The organism is Actinokineospora sp. UV203 (genome assembly GCF_056323665.1).
In genome coordinates this window covers 306,175-322,852 of record NZ_CM150484.1, presented here as the reverse complement: position 1 = coordinate 322,852, position 16,678 = coordinate 306,175, and the positions used below count along the sequence as shown (strand labels likewise).

The window sequence follows — 16,678 nt, the reverse complement described above, 5'->3', positions numbered from 1 at the left end:
TCACCGGGACCCGTTGCTCGGGGGCGCCGCGACCTGGTATCGGGCAGGGGTCTCCAGGACGGCGGGCACCTGGGTGCACAACCGTTGCATCTCATAGCTCAGGATGCCCGCGTCGACCTCCTGGTCGGCGATCACGGCCAGCACGCTGCCCGCGCCCGCGGCGGTGACGAACAAGATGATCTCGTTGAGCTCGGTGATCACCTGGCGCACGCCCTCGGCGCCGCCGCTGCTGAACGTGGTGCCCACCTGGTTGGCCAGCGAGCGCATGCTGCTGGCCAGGGCCGCCAGCCGGTCCGCGCCGTCGATGTCGAGTCCGTACCAGTACTTCGGGATCCCGTCGACCGACAACAGCAGCGCGCTGCGGGTGTTGGGAACTGCCTCGACCAGGCGGCGAAGGAGCCAGTTCAGGTCGTCGGCCATGCGGCGGATTCTCCTCTGGTAGGTGCTTGGGTCGGCTCATGTGGGGAGGCTTCACGGATCTGCTCGGTGAGCCAGTGGTCGCGGCCCTCCTGGACCGCGGCCATCAAGCGCGTGTTGTGTCCGGTGATGGACGGCGCGGGCGCGGGCGGTTCCAACAGTTCCTCCCGCAGGTGGGTGCCGCGACGCTGCGGCAGCGGCGGCGGCTGGCTGCCTGCCTGCTCCTGGGGGGGCTCCTCGGCGTCGTCGAGCACACCGGACCGCAGTTCGTTGTAGGAGCGGCCCGGGGCCCGCACCGGAAGCTCCGGCAGGGGGGCTTTCCTGGCCCAGTGCTGCTCGTCGGCCCGCTCGTGGTCGGCGGCCTCGGGCTCGGCGGGCGACTGGCGCCTGCTCGTCGGCTGGGTCAGGTGCACGGAGCTGAGCGCGGGGGCGCTGAGCGGCGGCGCGGTGGGGCCGAGAGAAGGCGGCTGGGCCGGCTGCGGAGTCGGCTGCGGGCTTGGCTCCAGCGTGGGACGCGGGGGTTCGGGCGCGGCCGGGATGGCCTGCTGCTCGACCCGGCGCTCCCGCTGCACGGGCGAGGGCTGGACGCGGCGGCGGGTGTCGGCCGCGGGCTGCGCCTCGCTGAGCAGGTGCGGCGGGATGACGACGGCCGCGGCGATGCCGCCGAAGATGTTCGACTGCAGCCGCACCCGGATGCCGTGGCGCCGCGCGAGTTCACGCACGACGGCCAGGCCGATGCGGCCGTCCTGCAGCAGCTCGCTGACGTCGATGCGGGTCGAGCCGTCAAGCAGGTGGTTGATCCGCTCCAGGTCCTCGTAGCTCATGCCCAGCCCGCGGTCCTGGACCTCGATGGCCAGGCCCGCGGTGACCTTGTGCGCGCGGACCTCGACCTTCGGCCCGTCCGGGGAGGTGAAGCGGGTCGCGTTCTCGAGGAGCTCGGCGAGCAGGTGGATGATCTCGGCGACCGCGTGGCCGTGGATCTCGACGTCCTCGACCGGCACGATCGCGATCTGCCGGTAGTGCTCGGCCTCGGACACGGCGGCGAGCAGCACCGCGTACACGCTGACCGGCCGGTTCGACCGGCGCTGCGGCGGCTCGCCGCCGAGCACCGCCAGGTTCTCGCCCTGTCGGCGGGCGAGGGTGAAGAGGTGATCGATCTCGTAGAGCCCGTCGAGCAGCACGGGGTCCTCGTTGTCCTGCTCCAGCTGGTCGATGCGCTGGATGGACCGGTTGATCAGCGACTGCAGTCGCCGCGCCAGCTTGACGAACACCTCGCGGCGCTGGCCGGGGTCGTCGGTGAGCGTCGCGGGAAGCTCGTCGGGGTGCGCCCAGAGCGGCGCGGGCTGCGGCTTGCGCGCGGCCTCGTACGCCAGCTCGGCGGGCGTGGGCTGCGGCGCGGGCGCGGGCGTCGGCACGGGAACCGGTGTCGGCGACGGCGGACGCTGGGCGTAGGCGACGGACCCGCGATACGCGAGGGCCGGGATCCGGATCTTGCGGGTCGCCGACCCGGCGCACAGCAGCGCGATCATGACGGCGATCACACTGCCTGCCACGACGCTCACCGACGCGACAAGAGCCGACGCGGGATTCATGGCGATCGACAGGATCCCGGCGCCACCGCCGAGGACCACTACCGCCAGCAGGGACAAGCCGATCTGTAAAAGCCTGGCTTGGAGACGCTCGCTCGCCCGCGAGTAGTCGTTGTCCAGCCGGGCGCCGCGGGTGGGCTGAGGCGTCTCCGGCGATGGCGATTCAGACATCTGGTCCTTTCTGTACGAGGCGACCGACAGCGACCGACGACCATGATCAAGTCTATGTAGCGTGGGCCAGACCAAATGGCTGGGGGCTCTGCGACGCGGGCGATGCTACCGCAGCGGTGGCGGCGGACATGAGACTGCGCGTGACAGTTCGGTGACCAGCGGCTCACCGCATTTCTATATATAGACGATAGTTTTGTCGCGCAACCTTGATCGACTGAGCTACCCACCGGTATCCCCTGAATGGCCCAGGACGAAGAACGGGGCGGACGACCAGTACGCCTGGTCATCCGCCCCGCCGCTGTTCGCCGCTTTTCGGCTAGGAGTTACACGAGAGCTTGGCCTCCGCCCAGTCCCCGTGATCGCTGGCGATACCGTCGCCGCCGTCGGCGACCACCAGTTCCAGCGTGCGCGCCCCGGTGACCGGGACCTGCACCGAAACCGTGGCCGACGTGGGCCGCAGCACCGGGGAGGCGTACTTCTCCACCCCGTCCACCACGACCTTGAAGACCACAGTGGACGGACTGTTGTCGCCCATCTCGTCGTCCACACCGACCTTCGCGCTGAACGAGGAGCACACACCGCCAAGGTTCACCCGAACGTTGGACGGCGCGTGCGCGCCGAGTCCCTTGGCGTACACCGTGCCGTTGAGGGTGATCGGCTTGCCGTCGCCCGCGGCGCTCTCGTTGTTGCTGCGGTCGCGTTCCACCGGTCCCCAACCGTTCACCGAACTCAGCCATTCGAGGTCGCTGACGAACGCCTCGCCCTTGGGCGCGGGCGGCAGCGGCCGGTCGTGCACCGCCGCGGCGAAGACGCCGAACGCCGCGCCCGCGGGCAGCTTGACCGCGCGGATCGTCTTGCCCTTGGCCAACTCCACCGTGTTGTAGAAGACTCGGTAGTCGACATCGGTGTTGGCGAGGCCGGTGGGGGTGTACCGGCCCTTCACCGCCACCGCCAGTTTCGCCCCGCCGGTGGCCGCGTCCTGGAACGACCAGTTCGGGAAGGCCAGCGTGTGCGTCGATTCCGTGCCGTCGGTGTACATCGCCGTCACCGTCCCCCGCGCGCTGGTGCTCGCGCCCGCGCCGAGGAACGCCAGGTGCGTGCCGGTTCCGGAGACCAGGATCGGCTGACCCTGCCCCTTCACCATGTTGGGCGTGCCCGGGGCCGGGGCGGGCCAGGTGAACTGGGCTCCCTGCACGGTCACCGTCGCACCCGGGGTGTAGCCCTGGGCGGCGAGGCGTTCGGCCGGGAAGCTGTTGCCGTCCGGGTCGAACTTGCCCGCGCCGTAGGTGGCCGCGTCGGTGATGCCGACGGTGTTGTACGCCGCCGCCACCGAGCCGAACGGCACCTGGGCGCGGCCCACGGCGCTGCTGGTGTGCTTGACACCCGCCGCGACGTAGGTGGAGTCCAGCTTGATCGTGTGACTGCCGACCGCGGTGGCGGGCGGGGTCACGGCGAACACGGTCCGAACACTCTTCCCCGGGAATACCACCGAATGGGTGGCGTTTCCCTTGGCGGTCGCGGTCCAGCCCTCGGGCAGGGTCAGCGCGAGGCGGACGTCCTGCACCGGGATCTCGGTCCCGTTGCGGAACTCGGCGGCCACCTCGGTCGGGGCGCCCGCGGCAGCCCACATGTCCGGAGTGGACAGTGTGGCGGTACCGAGGGAGTCGCTGATCCGACCGCCGCCGACGGAAGTGGTGCCGTACAGGTTGATCGTCGACGATGCCCCGGTGGACACCGACGCGGTCTTCACGTGCACCACGCCGCGGCGGTCGTTCTCGGCGTAGAACCAACCCGTCTGCGCGGCGTCGTACTCGGCCTTGGTGCGCAGCTGGGTCAGCGGCGCGTCGCCGTCCGCCTGAACCGCGGCGGGCTTGGTGCCGGTGTGCACGGTCAGCTCGTAGGGCCGGGATGCGGGCTTGCCCGCGTAGTCGCCGACGCTCTCCCCGATGCGCACCGCGACCGTGCCGTAGCCCTGCTTGGGCGCGGACACGTCGAACTTCTGCGTGGCCGACTTGCCTTCGCGGCTCGCCCGGGTCACCCGGTCGTCCTCGTACATCGAGAACGACGAGTCGCCCCGCGGGTAGACGTCGACGGTCACCCGGTCGCCCGGCTTCTGCTGCGCGTGGCCGGTGATGCCGTCGCGCCACATCGGCACGACCGCGCCCGCCTTCACGAACAGCGGCAGCCGGTCCAGCGGGGCGTGGTAGCCGTTGATAGTGGTCGGGCCCTGGTGGGCCTGGCCGGACCAGTAGTCGATCCAGGTGCCCTCGGGCAGGTAGATGCCGTCCTTGACCTCACCCTCGGTCCACATGGGAGCGACGAGGAACTCCTTGCCCGCGAGGAACTCGTACTTGGTGGTGTCGTCCCAGGTCTTCGGGTCGTTCGGGTACTCCAGGATCAGCGAGCGGTTGATCGGCGCGCCGGTGCGGTGCGCCTCGGCCGCGTAGCTGTAGAAGTACGGCAGCAGCCGCTCCCGCAGCTTGAGGTACTGCCGGTTGATCGCGGTGTACGGGTCGCCGTAGGCCCATGGCTGCTTGAACTTCGGCGTCGACCAGCCGCTCATCGACATCAGGGCCGGGTTGAACGCCTTCCACTGCAGGTCGCGGACGTAGCTGGTGGCGCTGCCGCCGAAGATGCCGTCGACGTCACCGGCGGAGTAGGCGATGCCGGAGTTGCCCGAGCCGTGGATGGCCGGGATCTGCCACTTGATGTTGTCCAGGGTGCCCGCGTGGTCACCGGTCCACTGGACCGCGCAGCGCTGCGCGCCCGCCCAGCCCTCGACCATCCAGCTGTACCCGCGGGCGTCGCTGTGCTCCTCGATGCCCTTGTGCGCGGTGTCGCACGCCGACAGCGCGTGCCGGTATCCCGGTCCGACCCAGGCGACGTCGAGCTTGCGCACCCGCACGCCCGCCTGGCCGACCTCCTCGGGCTGCTTGTCCAGCGACGACTCGGTCCACAGGCCCATCTCGATGCCGCGCTTGCGCAGCTCGTCGCCTGCGGTGGTGAGCGCGTTGATGTCGCGGGTGCCGATGTATTTCTCCACACCGCCGGGGTTGGGGTTCTGGATGTAGGCGTCGCGGTCGGCGCTGTAGCCGCAGCCGTAGTCGTCGTTGACGAGCATCCAGCCGCCGGGCATGTCGTTGTCGACGAACTTCTGCGCGATCTTGGCGGCGTCGGTCGTGATCTCCTTGTCCGGGTGGTACTTGCCGTCGTTGCGCGGATCGGGGTCGACGCCCGGGCGGTAGTGGCCGCGGTTGTAGCAGTCGGAGTCGCCGTACTCCAGGCCGTAGATCGGCGGCAGGAACGGCCTGCCGGTCAGCTCGGTGTAGCGGTCGAGCGAGGTCAACATGTCGCCGACGAAGTAGTAGGCGTCGAAGCGCTGCTCCTGGTGGGTGGTGGCCACCGGCTCGGTGAAGGCGTAGCTGCCCGGCGCGAAGGTGTTGCGCAGGACGCCGTAGCCCGCGGTGCTCATGTAGTACGGGGAGGCGTTGGGGTTGCCGCCGTCCTCCCAGTTGAAGTCGCGGGAGATCTTGATGGTCTTGTCGCGGTGGGAGAAGCGACCGTTCTGCATGCCGCCGCCGACGAACTGCTCGGTCGGGCCGCGGCCCAGCGACTGGGTGGCACTGCCCGCCGTCCAGGCGAGCGGGGCCCGCTCGGACCACACCTGGGTGCCGTCGGCCCGGTGCAGGGCGAAGCGCAGCGGGTTCTTGTAGGCGCGCACCTCGGCGGAGCGGGTGCGCAGCGAGTAGTGGTCGCCCTGGTCGGACCAGGTGGTGGCGGGCGCGGCGTAGTCCTTCTTCACCACGATGTCGGATTTCGGCGCGGCGGGGTCGGTCGGCGGGGTGTTGGCCGGGTCGGTGAACTGGCCGTCGGGCGCGAGCCAGATCCGGAACACGTCGTCACGCAGGAAGACCACGCGCACCTTGGCCTGGCCCGCGTCCAGGGTGAACGTGGCCTTGTCGGCCGCGAAGCCGGTGACCGCGCCGAGTTGCCCTGGTTCCGCGGCGGTGGCCACGGGCGCGATGAGCAAGGTGGTCGCCACCGTCGCGGTGGCGGCAAGAATCCCCAGATTTCGACATATCTGAACACTTCTGCGCATAAAGCCCTCACTTCGAGCATCTTCGAGCAGGTTTTGACATGTCTAGCGCATGACGGGCGCGCTGTCACTGCTTCGTGTTGCATTCATGCAACACACGTCAAAGCTGGCCCGAGACCGTTGACGAACCGGAGAGCAAGGGGGAACATGTTCGTAATCTGCTCAGAAGTGATTAGAACTGCTCATTCTCAATCGTAAGTTTGCATCGCCCGGTTCGTCCGGCAGTGCCGGCGCACCGGTCCAGCAGGAAGGCAGGAGAAGTTGAGGCGTGTCATCAAAGCTGTAGCGATCGCCACCGCGGCGACGCTCGGCTTGGTCGCGTGCGGAGGCGGTTCCGACAGCGGCGCCGGTGGGAACACCGAGCTCGAGCTGATGGTCCCGTCCTACGGCGACAAGACCAAGCCCTACTGGGAAGACCTGGTCAAGGCGTTCGAGGCCAAGAACCCCACCATCAAGGTCAAGCTCGAAGTGCAGAGCTGGGACGACATCTACAAGGTCCTCGACACGAAGATCCAGGGCCAGAAGGCGCCGGACATCCTCGAACTCGACTCCGCGGGCCCGGCCTACGGCAAGGAAGGCCTGCTGTTCAAGGCCGACGAGATCGTCTCCCCCGCGACGCTGGCCGACGTGGTGCCCGCGTTCGTCGAGAGCGCGGCCATCGACGGCACCGCGTACGGCGTGCCGACGGTGGCCTCGACCCGTGCGCTGTTCTACAACAAGGAGCTGTTCACCAAGGCAGGCATCGCGGCTCCGCCCAAGACCTGGGACGAGCTGCTCGACTCGGCCAAGAAGATCTCCGCCCTCGGTGGCGGCGTCAGCGGCTACGGCATGCCGCTGGGCAACGAGGAAGCCCAGGGCGAGACCTCCATCTGGGCCTACGGCGCGGGCGCGTCGTGGGGTGACGGCTCGAAGATCACCGTGGACACCCCACAGGCGACCGAGGCGCTCACCTTCATGAAGAAGATGATCGACGAGAAGGCCACCCAGGCCGACCCCGGCGCGACCAACCGCACGCCGCTGATCAACGTGTTCATCCAGGGCAAGATCGGCATGATCACCGGCCTGCCGCCGGTCGTCGGCCAGATCAAGGAGAAGAACCCGGCCCTGCAGTGGGCGATCGCGCCGAGCCCGACCAAGGACGGCAAGCCCGCCACCCTGGGTGTCGCCGACTACTTCGTCGGGTTCAAGAAGGACGGGAAGAAGCAGGAAGCGATCCGCAAGTTCCTGGACTTCTTCTACGAGAAGGACAACTACGTCAAGTTCAACGACAACGAGGGCTTCATCCCGGCCACCAAGTCCGGGGGCGAGGCCGCCGCGGCCAAGCCGGAGCTCAAGGAGTTCATCGCCGCCCTTCCCGGCGCCAAGTTCTACCCGGCCACAAACCCGGCGTGGAGCACCGCCTCCGGCGCGTTCAAGCAGCTGGTCGGCCAGATCCAGACCAAGCCTGCCGCCGACGTGCTGAAGGAGATCCAGGCCAAGGTGGACGCGGGCGGCTGACCCCTGCAAGCCGTCCGCCCGTCCGTGGGTGGCGACCGGGGCATCGGTCGCCACCCACGGTCCTGAAATGAGGGAGTCTGTGCCAGTGACCGACCCGACTGTGGCGGCCGCCCCGCCGACCAAGGCCCGACGCCGCAAGGTCACCCGGGAGTCGACCCTGCAGGCCCTGCCGTGGCTGGCGCCCGCGCTGCTGCTGATCGGCGGCGTCGTGGTGTACCCGGCGGGCTATATGTTCTACACGTCGTTCCGCGACATCTCCCGGTTCGGCACCGACCTGGGCTGGGCGGGCTGGGACAACTACGGGAAGGTCTTCGCGCTCGGGCACCTGCCGCGGGTCTTCCTCAACACCGGGGTGTGGGTCGTCGGCGTCGTGCTCATCAGCGTGCTTGTCTCGCTGGTGCTGGCGCAGTTCCTGAACAAGACATTCCCGGGTCGCACGGTCGTGCGGCTGGCGGTCATCGTGCCGTGGGCGGCCTCGGTGGTGATGACCTCGACGATCTTCGTCTACGGCCTCGACCCGTTCTATGGGGTGATCAACCAGTTCCTGGTCGACACCGGCGTGCTGGCGCAGCCCTACGGCTTCCTGAAGAACCCGGTCTCGGGCTTCCTGTCCTCGGCGGCGGTGGCGGTGTTCGTGTCCGTCCCGTTCACCACCTTCGTCATCCTCGCCGGCCTGCAGACCGTGCCGGGCGACGTGCTGGAGGCGGCGCAGATCGACGGCGCGACCAAGACCCAGACCTACTGGCGCGTGGTGTTCCCGATGCTGCGGCCGGCGCTCGCGGTGGCGGCGCTGATCAACGTCATCAACGTGTTCAACTCGCTGCCCATCCTGCGCACGATGACCGGCGCGATCCCCGGGTACGACGCCGACACCACCACCACCCTGACCTTCAAGATCATTCAGGGCGACCGCCAGATCGACACGGCCAGCGCGCTGAGCGTCATCAACTTCCTGGTGGTCCTCATCGTGATCGCCTTCTACCTGCGCATCGTGCGCCCGATGCGGGAGGTCTGAGAAGATGAGCACCCTCACCGTGGCTCCCCCGGCACAGGATTCGGGCAGCCGCACGCCACGACCGGCCAAGCGGGCACGGCGGCGCTGGGACCTCACCGCGATCGGCGGGGTCATCGCGCTGATCTTCCTGGCCCCCTACCTGATCATGCTGTCCGGCGCTTTCAAGTCGCGCCCGGAGATCCTCAAGGTCCCACCGACGTACCTGCCCGCCGAGTGGCACCCCGAGAACTTCCTGACCATGTGGGGCACACCGGAGACACCGCTGCCGGACAACCTGTGGTCCACCGTGGTGATCTCCATCGGCGGCACCCTGCTGGCCCTGGTGGCGGCGGTACCGGCGGCGTACTTCACCGCGCGGCACAACTTCCGGCTGAAGATGCCGTTCCTGCTGCTGGTGCTGATCACCCAGATGCTGCAGCCCACGGTGCTGGCCTCAGGCCTGTTCCGCGAGTTCGTGACGCTGGAACTCAATGACACGTACCTGTCGATGATCCTGGTCAACGCGGCGTTCAACCTGTCCTTCGCCGTGTGGATCATGCACAGCTTCTTCTCGGCGGTCCCCAAGGAGATCGAGGAAGCGGCCTGGTTGGACGGCTGCTCCCGCTTGGACTCGATGCGTCGGATCATGCTTCCGTTGGTATGGCCGGGAATCGTGACGACGGTTGTGTTCACCTTCATCGCCTGCTGGAACGAGTTCGCGGCGAGCCTGATTCTGTTGCCCACCGACACCAACCAGCCACTGACAGTGGCCTTGACGAAGTTCGTCGGCCAGTACGACTCGGCTTGGCAGTACGTGTTCGCGGTATCGATCATCGGCATCCTGCCGGTGGTGGTCCTCTTCGCACTGATCGAGAAACGGCTCGTAGCGGGCCTGACGGCGGGCGGGGTGAAGTAGCCAACACGCAGAGCAATTAAACCTTCCGCGTGATATCGGACACACTTTCGCTCCAAGTGCGATGTGTATCGGTAGGGCGACCTCTGACCACCTTCCGTCGCCCGGAAGGAGGCGCTGCCGTGACACGACCATGGCGGTTGACCTGTATGGCGATGTTCGCGACGGCCGCGTTGGTGGTGGCACCAGCGACTGCCTACGCGCATGACCCCGACCACGATGGCGGAACACACCCGCCCACCGGGGGCGGCGGTCCGGATCTACACAGCGAAAACATGACGTTGATCAAAAATCTACCGAAAGTGGACGGTGCCACCCAGTCCGACCTGGCGTTCGAAGGTAACTATGCGTACGCGGGCACCTACAGCGGGTTTCGTGTGATCGACATCTCCACCCCCGCCACGGCCACCCAGGTCGCCTTCAAGCCGTGCAACGGCGGACAGGGCGATGTGTCGATCTACAACGGACTGCTGTTCTCCTCGGTCGACACACCGCAGACCAAGCCCGAGTGCGACAGCGCCAACACCACCGCGGCGAATCCGACGGCCTGGGAAGGCGTGCGGATCTTCGACGTCCGCAACCCCGCCGACATCAGGCACATCGCGTCGGTGCGCACCGATTGCGGCTCCCACACCCACACGCTCGCGCCCGCGGGCAACGGGAGCCTGTTCATCTATGTCTCGTCGTACGCGGTCACCACGACCTCGGTCGGCCCGAACTGCCAACAGTTCCACGGCAAGATCTCGGTGATCCACGTGCCGTTGAAGAACCCGGAGAAGGCCCAGGTCGTCTCGACCCCCGCGACGACGGGCGTGCCGGTGTTCGACTACACGCGGCTCGAATTGCAGTCGCCGGTGCTGCAGAACACCAGTGGCTGCCACGACATCACCGTGCTCAAGCCGCTGAACCTGGCGGCCGCGGCGTGTCTGAGCGTCGGGCAGATCTGGGACATCAGCGACCGAGCACATCCGAAGGTGCTGCACACCATCGCCACACCGCAGGTGCGGGTGTGGCACTCCGCGCAGTTCACCTGGGACGGCACCAAGGTCACCTTCGGTGACGAGGCAGGCGGTGGTGGACTGGCGCGCTGCCGGGCCGAGGACCCGCCGACGACCGGCGCCGTGTGGACCTACGACGTGGCCACGGCCGCGGAGTTGGGCCACTACAAGATTCCCCGCGCCGAAACCGGCGTGTGCACGATGCACAACTTCAACTACGTGCCCGGGATCGACCGCGACGTCCTCGTCTCCTCCGCCTACACCGGCGGCACGACGGTCGCCGATCTGACCGACCCGGCCAACCCGGTCGAACTGGGCTTCTACCGGCCCGGTGACCCGATCGCGGCCAACACCTGGTCGTCCTACTGGCACAACGGATTCATCTACGGCAACGACATCAACCGTGGCGTGGACATCTTCGCCATCGCCCATCCGGCAGTGGTGGGCGCCGCCCTGCTCACCCGGGACAACCCGCAGACGCAAGAGCGCCTGTTCCCGTAATCGGCACCTGGCCGGGCCCCGATCGAGGGGCGGGGTCCGGCCACCTGCCCGTGACGACTCAAGGAGCATTCCTATGTCACGGCACACCCGAATCGTACTGGGCGCGCTGGTCGCTGCCGGGGTTCTCATCGCCCCGGCCACCGCGGCCGCCGACCACGCCACCAACCCGCACACCCCGAACATGCACGCCAAAGGCCACAGCCCCCACCCCGCGACGTTCTTCGGACAGCCTGACGGCGTCCGGCATATCAACTCCGACCTCGCGTTCTGGGGAAACCTGGCGTTCAACGGCAACTACGACGGCTTCCGGATCATCGACATCGCCGACCCGGACAACCCTGTGGAGCTCTCGCACCAGCGCTGCAACGGCGACCAAGGCGACATCTTCGTCTGGGAGAACATCCTGGTGCGGTCATGGAACTCCAAGAAGACGACCGCGCGCACGTGTGACGGGCAGATCGTGCCCGCGGGCTGGGAAGGCGTGCACGTCTTCGACGTCGGCAACCCGGCGGACCCGGCCCTGGTCGCCGCGGTCTCGCTGCCCTGTGGCTCGCACACCCTGTCCGGCGCCCGCGACGGCGCCCGGCTGATCGTCTACAGCAACAACTCCAGCAGCACAGGCTGCGTCGACGGGACCCGCGCCAACGACGACCCGGTCGGCGACTTCATCGACGTCATCGAGATTCCGCTGGCCGCACCCACGGCGGCGAACCTGCTGCGCCGGGAGCCGCTGGCAGGACCAATCACCAATGTGCGCACCGGCTGCCACGACATGGGGCTGATCCTCGGCTCGGTGAACCTGGCCGCGTGCGCGAGCGCGGACGCGACCAACGTCTTCGACATCGGCGCCAACGCCCACCCGGGCGGCAGCCTCGCGGACCCGGTGTTCCTCTACACCGTCTCCGAGCCGGGTGTCGGCCAGGCGGGGACGAACGGGCGCTGGCACTCGGCGGCGTTCAGCTTCGACGGCAAGGTCCTCGTGCTGGGCTGGGAGCCGGGCGGCGGCGCCGAACCGGAGTGCCAGAGCACCGACCCCGCTGTCGACAAGAGCCTGTTCTTCTACGACACGGCCACGGGCGCCAAGCTGGGCCAGTGGGTGCTGCCGCGCGGCCAGGACGGCGTCGCCGAGAACTGCACGGTCCACAACTACAACATCGTGCCGCTGCGCAGCGGCCGGTATGTGGCCGTGGGCGGGCACTACCAGGCGGGGACGTGGGTCACGGAGTTCACCGACCCGGCCAACCCCGTGACGCTGGGCTGGTCGGACCCGCCCGCCATCAGTCCGCCTGACCTCGGCGGGGCGTGGTCGTCCTACTGGTACAACAACTTCATCTACGAGTCGAGCATCACCGAGGGCGTCAACGTGTTCCGCTTCAGCGGAAACGAGACATCGGGCTCGCTGCGGCTGCACCACCTCAACCCGCAGACGCAGGAGTTCAGCCTCCCGTAGGCGGCATGCCGTGGCGCGTCCCGGCTTCGCGGGAGGCGCCACGGCCCGCGCGGCTGCCTTCGTAGGCGTGCTCGCGCACCCGGGTCACCCAGCGCGGCGACATCGTCCATGGCGGCGTGCCCCCGGGCCATCGGGTCGAACGCGGGCCGTGCGGTGTCGCCACCGGGGAGCCGGGTGTCCAGCACCAGCACGCTCAGCTCACCGGTGAGGACCAGTCCCCGCGGGTGGAACACCCGGGCGTTGCGCAGTCGAGCCACGCCGCGAAACCCCCACGACACCGCATCGGCCAGGAGTCGCATGCCGTCACCGACCGAGCGCGCCACGGATCAGGTCCCGCGCCCGGTCCATGATCGCGATCGGCGGACCGAGAATCAGGTTGGCGGCAGGTCCTTCCACGCCCGGATGCGGGTGCGTGGGCGCGATGGCCTCAGCGGCCCGGACCGCCCCCGCCATGTGCTGCAGCCGATTGGCGTCGAACGCCGACTTGATGCGCGGAAACTCCTCCGCTGGTGTTGGGCCAGCAGCAACTCGATGTCTGCCGGCAGCAGCCGCGGCCGCGTCAGCAGCGCGCCGGCGATCATGACCCGTTGCAGCAGCCCGCCGGAGAGTTCGTGCGGGTACTGCGACAGGCGCCGTTGCCCGTCGGGGAGACGTCCTGGTCGCGGTCGGATCCATCGGTGGACATGTGGTGGCGCTCCCTCGCCGTCGACATCAGTTCGCCGGACGAGTACCCGGGATCCCCAGATCTACTCAGACCTCGACACAGCGCCAGTAGCCAGGCCGGCCATGCCCTGGGACAAGCAGCGGCGCCTGGCCCTGTCTCGTCTCAACCAATCGGGAACCGCAGCCCGACGATGATGAGCCGCCGCCTGCCACACGTTCGGGTGATGATGCGTTCTTACAGTTCAGACGCATGATCCACCCGGTAATGTCGAACATATGAGCACCAGCCCTCACTCTGTTCTCGCGGTCGCCGAACCCGGTGTCGTCGAGGCGATGAGTGATGTGCAGGTGCTGGAATTGTTGCGAGAAGTGGAGCGGCAGCGGGCGGCGTTGGACGCGGTGGCGGTGCGCGCGCTGGCCCGGATGGCGGCGTTGCGGCCCGATCGGGACGCCGGTGGGCACCGGTTCGCCGGGGCCGAGGTCGGGGTGGCGTTGCGGTGGACCCCGGGGCAGGCCTCGGCCCGGGTGGCGACGGCCGCCCGGCTGGTGCGGGTCTTCCCGGAGACGGTGCGGGCGTTGGCGCACGGACGGGTGGACCTGCCCCGGGCCACGTTCCTGGCCGAGGTCACCTCCACTGTGGACGAGGAGAAGGCAGGCGACATCGAACGGTGGATCCTGGAACGCGGTGAGGACAAGACGATCGCACAGTGGCGGCAGGCGTTGCGGGCGAAGGTGGATCGGGTCGACCCGGATGGCGCCGACCGCCGCCGCGAACAGCGGCGAACGCAGCGGCGGGTGGATTTCGTGCCCGATGGCGACGGCATGGCATGCCTGGACATCTACGACACCGGCGAACGGCTGCGCGCGGTCTACCTGGTGCTGGACACGATGGCACGGACCGCGCGCGCCCAGGGTTCGCCGGATCCGCTGCCCGCACTGCGCGCCGACGCGCTCTACGACCTGGTGTTCGGGACCGGATCGGACCGGGCGGTCACCGTGGAGTTGCAGGTTGCTGTGCCCTACACGGTGCTGATGGGGAAGCGAGCGGGCGGCGAACTCGACGGATATGGCTCGATTTCGAATCTGGCGATCAAGGAGTTGATCACCGACCACGGTGTCACCTGGCGGCGGATCATCACCGACCCGTCGGGCAAGGTGCTGGAAGTATCGCGGCGCAGGCATCCTGGTGTTGATCTGGCCAGGCACATCCGGTTGAGAGACCGGACATGCCGCTTCCCCGGTTGCCATCGGCCCGCCCGGTCGTGCGAACTCGACCACACCGTCGAACACAGCCGTGGCGGGGTAACCGACCACGCCAACCTGGCGTGCCTGTGCCTGTTCCACCACAAGGTCAAAGACCGTCCCGGCTGGGCGCTGCGGCAACCCAGTCCGGGCAGGCTCGTCTGGACCACACCCACCGGAGGGTGCCATACGGTGTCGACGGAACCGTTGATCGAGTTCTCGCCATCCGTGGCGCAGGAGAACGTTGAACTCGCCCCATTCTGATCCGGTCTGTCGACGTGGATGCGCCATCGCTGCGCGATCTTGACACGCGACGGCGACGCCCAGTGGGACCTGACCAGCGGAACCCGGGCCCTGGGCCAGAATCTGCCGTTCGGCCCCGATTACCGCTGATCGAGAGTCGACGATGGCCAGGACGAGGGAAGCAGGGGGAGGTGCGGGGGTCAAAGCCCCAGTGTCCCTTTGGGTTTCGTCCAGCATTGGCCTGCGGGGTGGGCACCGGTTGCACGTGGAAGGCTTCATGGGTGGGCGGTGGTGTGGGGGAGGCGAGTTTGGTGGTTGTGGGCCGTCAGGCGAAGGTCAGGTCCCCGCGAACCGTTGGGGTGTCGGGGATGGGCTCGGCGGGGTCGGACGTGTGGCCGATGCTGTGGTTCGCGGCGTCCACCATGATCACGCGGGGAACCAGCCCGGCCGCTTCGGCGGAGGGGACCATCGTGTAGCTGATGATGATGACCAGGTCGCCGGGCTGGATGAGTCGGGCGGCGGCGCCGTTGATGCCGATGACGCCCGAGCCGCGTTCGCCTGCGATGACATAGGTTTCCAGTCGGGCGCCGTTGGTGATGTCGACGATGTGGACCTGTTCGCCTGCCAGCAAGTCCGCCGCCTCCATCAGGTCTTCGTCGATGGTCAGCGACCCGACGTAGTGCAGATCCGCCTGGGTCACGGTGGCACGGTGGATCTTCGACTTGAGCATGGTGCGGAACACGGGCGTCCCTCCCTGGTCGGCCTGTCGAGTCGGCTCCGATGAAGCATCGGGGTCACCGGTGCTCCCAGGTAGGGAAAGACGCGCAAGGGACCGGGGAGGTCCGTGCGCTCAGTGCTGCCGGAACTTCTCTGCTGCGCGCCGCCGTGGGGGGACACCCTCAACGCCATGGACGCGACGACCGCCTTGGCGACGGACCCGGTGACGGAACTGGCACTGCCCTACGTGATCACGGCCGAGGCAGCGGCCACACCGGTGGCGGGCTACCTGCCCGACGCCAAGGCACGGATCCGGGCCAAGCTGCTCGAACACGGTGCGGTGATGCTGCGCGGATTCGATGTCGGTGGAGTCGACGGGTTCGACGGGGTGGTGCGGGCGGTGTCCGGGACCCCGCTGGCCTACGCCGAGCGGTCATCGCCGCGCAGCACGATCAAAGGGCAGGTCTACACCTCGACGGACTACCCGCCGAGTGAGGAGATCTTCCTGCACAACGAGAACTCCTACCAGGCCTCGTGGCCGCTGACGCTGTTCTTCTACTGCATCCAGCCGCCGACCACCCTGGGTTCGACGCCGCTGGCCGACACCCGCGAGGTGTACCGCACGATCGACCCGGCGGTCCGCGACGAGTTCGCCGAACGCGGGTGGATGGTGGTGCGCAACTTCGTCCCCGGCTTCGGTGTGCCCTGGCAGCAGGCGTTCAACACCCAGGACCGGGCCGAGGTGGCCGCGTATTGCGCACGCAACGGTGTCGAGGTCGAGTGGGTGGGCAAGGACGGGCTGCGCACCCGGGCTCGTCGGCAGGCGGTGCACCGCCACCCGGTGACCGGTGAGCACGTCTGGTTCAACCACCTCACGTTCTTCCACGTGAGCACCCTCGCCGAAGACGTCTGCGCGGGGCTGCGGGAGATGTTCGACGACCCCGATCTCCCCACCAACACCTACTACGGCGACGGCGCCCCGATCCCCGACGACGTCGTCGCGCACCTGCGCGACCGGTACCGGGAGGCGCTGCGGCGGTTCGACTGGGAGCGCGACGACGTGCTGATCGTGGACAACATGCTGGCCGCGCACGCGCGTGAGCCGTTCACCGGGCCTCGCAAGATCGCCGTCGCCATGGCCGAGTCCTCAGTAGACGGACCGGCGCACACCGCGTGAGCACACACAA

Annotated in this window: 12 protein-coding genes and 1 pseudogene; 7 read left to right on the top strand and 6 right to left on the bottom strand. The window is 68.4% G+C overall.

The window, feature by feature from the left end; all coding sequences use genetic code 11:
• The 3 genes from ACUZ2Y_RS01495 to ACUZ2Y_RS01485 form a co-directional block, all read right to left on the bottom strand.
• A complete protein-coding gene (locus ACUZ2Y_RS01495; protein WP_091378103.1) occupies window positions 1-420 on the bottom strand; it encodes a roadblock/LC7 domain-containing protein in 420 nt (139 codons plus the stop codon).
• Window positions 405-2,177, bottom strand: a complete 1,773-nt coding sequence (locus ACUZ2Y_RS01490) for a sensor histidine kinase (RefSeq protein ID WP_476326142.1) — start codon at window positions 2,175-2,177, stop codon at window positions 405-407. The genes ACUZ2Y_RS01495 and ACUZ2Y_RS01490 overlap by 16 nt, the downstream gene beginning before the upstream one ends.
• A gap of 316 nt (window positions 2,178-2,493) precedes the next feature.
• Window positions 2,494-6,219 carry an NPCBM/NEW2 domain-containing protein gene (locus tag ACUZ2Y_RS01485; RefSeq protein WP_476326140.1) on the bottom strand — a complete coding sequence of 1,242 codons (3,726 nt, stop codon included), beginning with the start codon at window positions 6,217-6,219 and terminating at the stop codon, window positions 2,494-2,496.
• A gap of 315 nt (window positions 6,220-6,534) precedes the next feature.
• On the opposite strand from ACUZ2Y_RS01485, the gene ACUZ2Y_RS01480 reads away from it, so the two are divergent.
• The 5 genes from ACUZ2Y_RS01480 to ACUZ2Y_RS01460 all read left to right on the top strand — a co-directional run bounded on the left by ACUZ2Y_RS01480 (window position 6,535) and on the right by ACUZ2Y_RS01460 (window position 12,626).
• Complete coding sequence (locus ACUZ2Y_RS01480; protein WP_476326138.1) at window positions 6,535-7,770, top strand: extracellular solute-binding protein; 1,236 nt, start codon at window positions 6,535-6,537, stop codon at window positions 7,768-7,770.
• 85 nt (window positions 7,771-7,855) lie between these two features.
• The gene (locus tag ACUZ2Y_RS01475) at window positions 7,856-8,785 is read left to right on the top strand and encodes a carbohydrate ABC transporter permease (protein ID WP_476326136.1); all 930 of its coding nucleotides are present in this window, start codon (window positions 7,856-7,858) and stop codon (window positions 8,783-8,785) included.
• A 4-nt stretch (window positions 8,786-8,789) separates the two neighbouring features.
• A complete protein-coding gene (locus tag ACUZ2Y_RS01470; protein ID WP_476326135.1) occupies window positions 8,790-9,680 on the top strand; it encodes a carbohydrate ABC transporter permease in 891 nt (296 codons plus the stop codon).
• Window positions 9,681-9,952: 272 nt separating this feature from the next.
• Entirely contained in the window at window positions 9,953-11,176 is a 1,224-nt protein-coding gene (locus ACUZ2Y_RS01465; RefSeq protein WP_476326133.1) for an LVIVD repeat-containing protein, read from the top strand.
• Window positions 11,177-11,249: 73 nt separating this feature from the next.
• On the top strand, window positions 11,250-12,626 hold the full coding sequence (locus ACUZ2Y_RS01460; RefSeq protein WP_476326131.1) for an LVIVD repeat-containing protein: 1,377 nt from the start codon (window positions 11,250-11,252) through the stop codon (window positions 12,624-12,626).
• A 303-nt stretch (window positions 12,627-12,929) separates the two neighbouring features.
• On the opposite strand, the gene ACUZ2Y_RS01455 is transcribed toward ACUZ2Y_RS01460, so the two are convergent.
• Both ACUZ2Y_RS01455 and ACUZ2Y_RS01450 read right to left on the bottom strand, forming a co-directional pair.
• Window positions 12,930-13,079 carry a hypothetical protein gene (locus tag ACUZ2Y_RS01455; protein WP_476326129.1) on the bottom strand — a complete coding sequence of 50 codons (150 nt, stop codon included), beginning with the start codon at window positions 13,077-13,079 and terminating at the stop codon, window positions 12,930-12,932.
• A gap of 80 nt (window positions 13,080-13,159) precedes the next feature.
• A pseudogene (locus ACUZ2Y_RS01450) lies at window positions 13,160-13,276 on the bottom strand (ATP-binding cassette domain-containing protein); the annotation flags it as partial.
• 289 nt (window positions 13,277-13,565) lie between these two features.
• Here ACUZ2Y_RS01450 and ACUZ2Y_RS01445 point away from each other — a divergent pair.
• Window positions 13,566-14,795, top strand: coding sequence for an HNH endonuclease signature motif containing protein (locus ACUZ2Y_RS01445; RefSeq protein WP_476326127.1), 1,230 nt, complete (start codon window positions 13,566-13,568; stop codon window positions 14,793-14,795).
• 304 nt (window positions 14,796-15,099) lie between these two features.
• Here the strand turns inward: ACUZ2Y_RS01445 and panD are convergent, their stop codons facing one another.
• Window positions 15,100-15,516, bottom strand: coding sequence for an aspartate 1-decarboxylase (gene panD / locus ACUZ2Y_RS01440; protein WP_476326125.1), 417 nt, complete (start codon window positions 15,514-15,516; stop codon window positions 15,100-15,102).
• Window positions 15,517-15,681: 165 nt separating this feature from the next.
• On the opposite strand from panD, the gene ACUZ2Y_RS01435 reads away from it, so the two are divergent.
• Complete coding sequence (locus ACUZ2Y_RS01435) at window positions 15,682-16,668, top strand: TauD/TfdA family dioxygenase (RefSeq protein ID WP_476326123.1); 987 nt, start codon at window positions 15,682-15,684, stop codon at window positions 16,666-16,668.
• Window positions 16,669-16,678: the final 10 nt, after the last annotated feature.

What these genes read in the sequence shown, in the direction of transcription:
- ACUZ2Y_RS01445 (WP_476326127.1), top strand. Translation starts at nt 13,566, where the DNA reads ATGAGCACCAGCCCTCACTCTGTTCTCGCGGTCGCCGAACCCGGTGTC.
- ACUZ2Y_RS01490 (WP_476326142.1), bottom strand. Translation starts at nt 2,177, where the DNA reads ATGTCTGAATCGCCATCGCCGGAGACGCCTCAGCCCACCCGCGGCGCC.
- ACUZ2Y_RS01455 (WP_476326129.1), bottom strand. Translation starts at nt 13,079, where the DNA reads ATGGCGGGGGCGGTCCGGGCCGCTGAGGCCATCGCGCCCACGCACCCG.
- ACUZ2Y_RS01460 (WP_476326131.1), top strand. Translation starts at nt 11,250, where the DNA reads ATGTCACGGCACACCCGAATCGTACTGGGCGCGCTGGTCGCTGCCGGG.
- ACUZ2Y_RS01465 (WP_476326133.1), top strand. Translation starts at nt 9,953, where the DNA reads ATGACGTTGATCAAAAATCTACCGAAAGTGGACGGTGCCACCCAGTCC.
- ACUZ2Y_RS01470 (WP_476326135.1), top strand. Translation starts at nt 8,790, where the DNA reads ATGAGCACCCTCACCGTGGCTCCCCCGGCACAGGATTCGGGCAGCCGC.
- ACUZ2Y_RS01435 (WP_476326123.1), top strand. Translation starts at nt 15,682, where the DNA reads ATGGACGCGACGACCGCCTTGGCGACGGACCCGGTGACGGAACTGGCA.
- ACUZ2Y_RS01495 (WP_091378103.1), bottom strand. Translation starts at nt 420, where the DNA reads ATGGCCGACGACCTGAACTGGCTCCTTCGCCGCCTGGTCGAGGCAGTT.